Annotated in this window: 3 protein-coding genes and 1 pseudogene; 2 read left to right on the forward strand and 2 right to left on the reverse strand. The window is 56.8% G+C overall.

Annotated features, from left to right (window positions below; all coding sequences use genetic code 11):
* Positions 1-194 precede the first annotated feature (194 nt).
* Positions 195-539, forward strand: coding sequence for a hypothetical protein (locus tag BBW68_RS05915; protein ID WP_070134411.1), 345 nt, complete (start codon positions 195-197; stop codon positions 537-539).
* 308 nt (positions 540-847) lie between these two features.
* On the opposite strand, the gene BBW68_RS19605 is transcribed toward BBW68_RS05915, so the two are convergent.
* Positions 848-1,282 (reverse strand): hypothetical protein, encoded by a 435-nt coding sequence (locus BBW68_RS19605; protein ID WP_245675214.1) that lies wholly within the window; start codon positions 1,280-1,282, stop codon positions 848-850.
* Positions 1,283-1,540: 258 nt separating this feature from the next.
* Here BBW68_RS19605 and mrcA point away from each other — a divergent pair.
* Positions 1,541-4,071, forward strand: a pseudogene (mrcA, locus tag BBW68_RS05925) (peptidoglycan glycosyltransferase/peptidoglycan DD-transpeptidase MrcA).
* A 31-nt stretch (positions 4,072-4,102) separates the two neighbouring features.
* Here the strand turns inward: mrcA and nudE are convergent.
* Positions 4,103-4,669, reverse strand: a complete 567-nt coding sequence (gene nudE / locus BBW68_RS05930; RefSeq protein WP_070134412.1) for an ADP compounds hydrolase NudE — start codon at positions 4,667-4,669, stop codon at positions 4,103-4,105.
* Between the last annotated feature and the right edge of the window lie 332 nt (positions 4,670-5,001).

Raw genomic sequence — 5,001 nt, forward strand, 5'->3', positions numbered from 1 at the left:
GCGCTTACCATCCTGCCAAATTTACACCACGTCCTAAGACTCTAGCGCCAGCCGCCTAGAGTATGAGAAGAGATGCGCCTTAGCGGATTCGCTCTGCTGCTGTGCCGGATGCAGCCAGCCGGTCAACCAGCGGTTAGTCATCAGCGCGATCCTTAAGCGCCGGCGACCCGCGCCTGCAGGGTGAATTCCAGCGCATGATCACGACTACGCTGTATCTGCCCCAGCGTTACCTAGCAAGAAATCGGCATATTCTCCAGCTGCAAGCGGAGCTGCAGGCTTTCAATGCTGCTACCGAAGCCGTTAATTTCAAGGCTGAGCTAGCCTTTTTCCATCTGCTGCAGCCAGAGATCGGCATGGAATGCCGCGCCGTGCGTCTTGGCAAACTGCTGCCAGCGGGCCAGCCGCTGCTGACGCTGCTGCTGTGCCACCACGCTGCAGACCTTCAGTTGCGTTGCCAGATTAAGTGCGGTTCACCCTGTCGCCAGCCCCTCCGTCTGCTGCTCATTAAGGAGGCGCTGTGCCACCCCGCTCAGCAGTAAACCCACCAGCATCAGCATGGCCCCCAAGGACAGCAGGCCCCACAACCGCCCGCGTTGCCGCAGAGCCGCCTGTCGCTAGGGCAACAGATTTACCCACACCATCAGCAATCCTCCGGGCGCAGCGCCAGCTTGGTCGCTAGGGCAAACGCTCCCTCACAAGCGGGCATCGGCGGCTGATAGCTCTGCAGCACGCTTAAAGGGGTAAGTGGCTGAGTGCAGGGCGGACAGCTCTCCGCCAGAGCCGATCTGTACCACAGCGTGCTGCTTTGCTACAGGGTGGCGAAGTCCGGGGTATCATCCAGCGGGCACTAGTCCCAGGGCTGCTTGCGATGCTGCGGCGCGAACCGCAGCCAGTGGTCGCTGAGGCGATGCACTAGCGTGGTGGCAGGGTCGAGCCGTAGGCTGTCTGCCAGCGCGAACAGGGCGGCCGGAGTCAGCTCTATTTGCCAGCTGTGCAGCGCCTCCTGGCGCTCCGCCGTCAGGTAGACAGGTGCATCGACTCCCCGCCCGCAGCGATAATCGGGCACCAGCGCCTTCGGTGCAATTGGGAAAAATCGCCTCGCCGCCACCGTTATATAGCTGCTACGCTCTGGCTCGTGCAATTGCAATTGCGTGGTCGGAAGAGTCAGCTGGCGCTGCATCATCAGCTGTGGCGGCAAACCGACCCGCAGTGAGATACGGGAAAGGAGTTGCCTGCGCCAGCGCTGCAGCAGGGTGATCAGAATGTCCTGCCGTTGCACCAAGCCATGACTTAACGTATCTTGCGGCAACGTATGCTGTCACCAGTGGCGCAGCTGCCAGCCATTTCGACGGCGCTGGATGCCTAGGGAGCACAACTGCCCGTTTTGAATATCCAATCCAACTTGCGATGTCCAAAAAGCCATTGACGCGATCTCCTTATCGTCAGTTACAGAAGGACGTATCCAAGGGACTGGCTTGCCTTTATACTATCGCGCGATTGTTTATAAACTACCCAATCGACTTTAAATGGGAAATATCAGGTGAAGTTCGTAAAGTATTTATTGATCCTTGCAGTGTGTTGCATTTTGCTGGGAGCAGGCTTGATCTATGGTTTATACAAATATATAAAGCCGCAGCTGCCTGATGTCGCCACGCTGAAAGATGTGCGTCTGCAGACGCCTGTGCAGATTTACAGTGCCGATAACGAGCTTATCGCGCAGTACGGTGAAAAACGCCGTATTCCCCTGACCCTGCAGGAAATCCCGCCGCAGATGGCGAGAGCCTTCATCGCGACCGAAGATAGCCGCTTTTATGAGCACTATGGCGTCGATCCGTTCGGCATCTTCCGTGCCGCCACTATTGCACTGGTTTCGGGCCATGCTTCTCAGGGTGCCAGTACCATCACTCAGCAGTTAGCGCGTAACTTCTTCCTCAGCCCCGAACGCAAGCTGATGCGTAAGATCAAGGAGGCTTTCCTCGCCATCCGCATTGAGCAGATGATGAGTAAAGACGAGCTCCTTGAGCTGTATCTGAACAAAGTCTACCTTGGCTATCGCGCTTACGGCGTGGGGGCTGCGGCACAGGTTTACTTTGGTAAGAATGTTGATCAGCTGTCGTTGAGTGAAATGGCGATGATCGCCGGCCTGCCTAAAGCGCCGTCGACCTTTAACCCGCTTTACTCGCACGATCGTGCCGTACAGCGCCGCAACACCGTGCTGGCGTGCATGCTTGACCAGCATTACATCAGCCAAGAGCAGCACACTGAAGCGCGCAACACGCCGCTGGTGGCGCACTATCACGCACCGGAAATCGCCTTCTCCGCACCATATCTGACCGAAATGGTGCGCCGAGAGATGACTAAACGTTATGGCAAGAACGCCTATAACGACGGCTACAAGGTTTACACCACCGTGACCCGCAAGCTGCAGCTGGCGGCGCAGGACTCAGTGCAGGACAACGTCATTGCCTATGATATGCGCCACGGCTATCGCGGCCCGTCCAGTGAACTGTGGAAAGCTGGCCAGCCTGCGTCGGATCACGCTCAGATCCTAAAAACGCTGCCGGTTTACGGCCAGCTGTTCCCGGCGGTAGTGACCGCCAGCAGCAATGATGAAGCTACTGTGGCGATGCGTGACGGCAGCAACATCGCGCTCAATCTGGCTGCGGTTCGCTGGGCGCGTCCTTACAAGTCCGACACCTTACAGGGTGCCACTCCGCGCCCGGTCAGCCAGGTATTGCAGCCGGGCCAGCAGATCTGGGTACGAAAAGTCGATAACGACTGGCAGCTGGCTCAGGTGCCGGACGTGAACTCTTCACTGGTGTCGCTCGACCCGCATGACGGCGCAGTACGCGCGCCAGTCGGCGGTTTCGACTTCAACCTGAGCAAGTTCAACCGCGCGACCCAAGCGCTGCGCCAGGTCGGTTCAAATATCAAACCGTTCCTCTACACTGCCGCCATGGATGGAAGCCTGACGCTGGCATCGATCCTCAACGATGTGCCGATTTCCCGCTGGGATGCCGGTGCCGGTGCCGATTGGCACCCGAAAAACTCGCCTAACAGCTACGCCGGCCCGATTCGCCTGCGTCAGGGGCTGGGTGAGTCTAAGAACGTGGTGATGGTGCGCGCCATGCGCGTCGACTACGCCGCGGAATATTTACAGCGCTTTGGCTTCCCGGCTCAGAACATCGTGCACACCGAATCACTAGCGCTCGGCTCGGCGGCCTTTACGCCGCTGCAGATGGTGCGCGGGTACTCGGTGATGGCTAACGGCGGCTTCCTAGTAGCCCCGTACTTTATTACCCGCATCGAGGATGAAGATGGGAATAAAGTTTTTGAAGAGAAACCAAAAGTGGCCTGTCCGGAGTGCAATTTGCCGGTAATCTACGGCGAAACCAAAAAAGCGGTGGTGCTGAGTGAAGACAGCGTGGAAAACGTCGCGGTTTCGCAGGAAGGCACGAACCCTGCCGTGCCGAAACCGGAGCTGGAGCAGGTTCCTCAGCACAAGCAGGACGAACAGCCGGAGTATGCACCGCACGTGATTAACACGCCGCTGTCGTTCCTGATCAAGAGCGCGATGAACTCCAACATCTTCGGCGAACCGGGCTGGATGGGTACCGGCTGGCGCGCTGGGCGTGACCTCAAGCGTAATGATATCGGCGGTAAAACCGGTACCCTAACAGCTCGAAGGATGCTTGGTTCTCCGGTTACGGTCCTGGGGTGGTGACATCCGTGTGGATCGGCTTTGACGACCACCGCCGCGATCTGGAGCGCACCACGGCTTCCGGGGCGATTAAAGATCAGATCTCCGGCTATGAAGGCGGCGCCAAGAGCGCACAGCCAGCCTGAGATGATTACATGAAAGCGGCGCTGGACGGCGTTCCGTTGCAGCCGCTGACACCGCCGGAAGGGGTAGTGGCGGTGAAGATTGACCGCAGCACCGGCAAGCTGGCGAACGGCGGCGGCAACACTCGCGACGAGTACTTTATCAACGGCACCCAGCCGACGGAGTATTCAGTGCATGACGTGGGCACCACGCTGATGGACAACGGCGAAAGTCACGAGCTGTTCTGATATAAAAATGCAGGGCAGTCACCCAGCATTTTTAGTACGTTAACCTGCCCTGCTTTACCAGCCACTCGCGCACTAGGAACAGCGCGCTGACGTTGCGCGCCTCGCGGAAGTCTGGCTCATCCAGCAGCGCCAGCAGATTGTCCAGCGACCAGCGCAGCTGAGGCAGCGGTTCCGGCTCGTCACCCTCCAACTTTTCCGGGTATAGCCCTTCCGCCACCACGATGTTCATCTGGCTGGAGAAATAGGACGGCGCCATGGTCAACTTGCTCAAATGTTGCAGCTGATGCGCACCAAAGCCCGCCTCCTCTTTTAGCTCGCGGTTAGCAGCGTCAAACGGCGTTTCACCCGGGTCGATCAACCCTTTAGGAAAGCCCAGTTCGTAGCTCTCCAGTCCGACCGCGTACTCTTGGATCAGGATCAGATGATTATCGATAATCGGCACGATCAGCACAGCTTCCCGGCCTGGAGATCTCATGCGCTCATAAACCCGGCGCTCGCCGTTGCTGAACTCAAGGTCGACCGATTCCACCGTGAACAATTTCGATCGCGCTGTGAGCTCAACATTGAGAATGGCAGGTTTTTGTAATTGTCTGGTCATAAGGGCCCCAGCGAAAAGCCAAAAAGTGAGTGTCATCCACCCGGCGAATTCAGGTGCTGACCGTGTTATTATCCATTGTGCGGTAGACGCCGCAGGCGGCCAATGATCGCATGAATCATTTTACTCATTTATAACAAATCATTGTAAACATGAGAAAAATATTTTAAAAAAATGTCAATTATCAGACTAATATATAGGAGTATGCCGATACTTAAGTCGGCAAATGCCCGGTAGCATCTACATCGGCTATGGTGTACAATTATTTTAATTTTATTATTTTTAGCGCTATTTTAAATCACACAGCTGACAGTCAGCACTGTTTAAACTCGCCA

This window comes from Candidatus Erwinia dacicola (assembly GCF_001756855.1).
In the GTDB taxonomy this organism is placed as follows: domain Bacteria; phylum Pseudomonadota; class Gammaproteobacteria; order Enterobacterales; family Enterobacteriaceae; genus Erwinia; species Erwinia dacicola.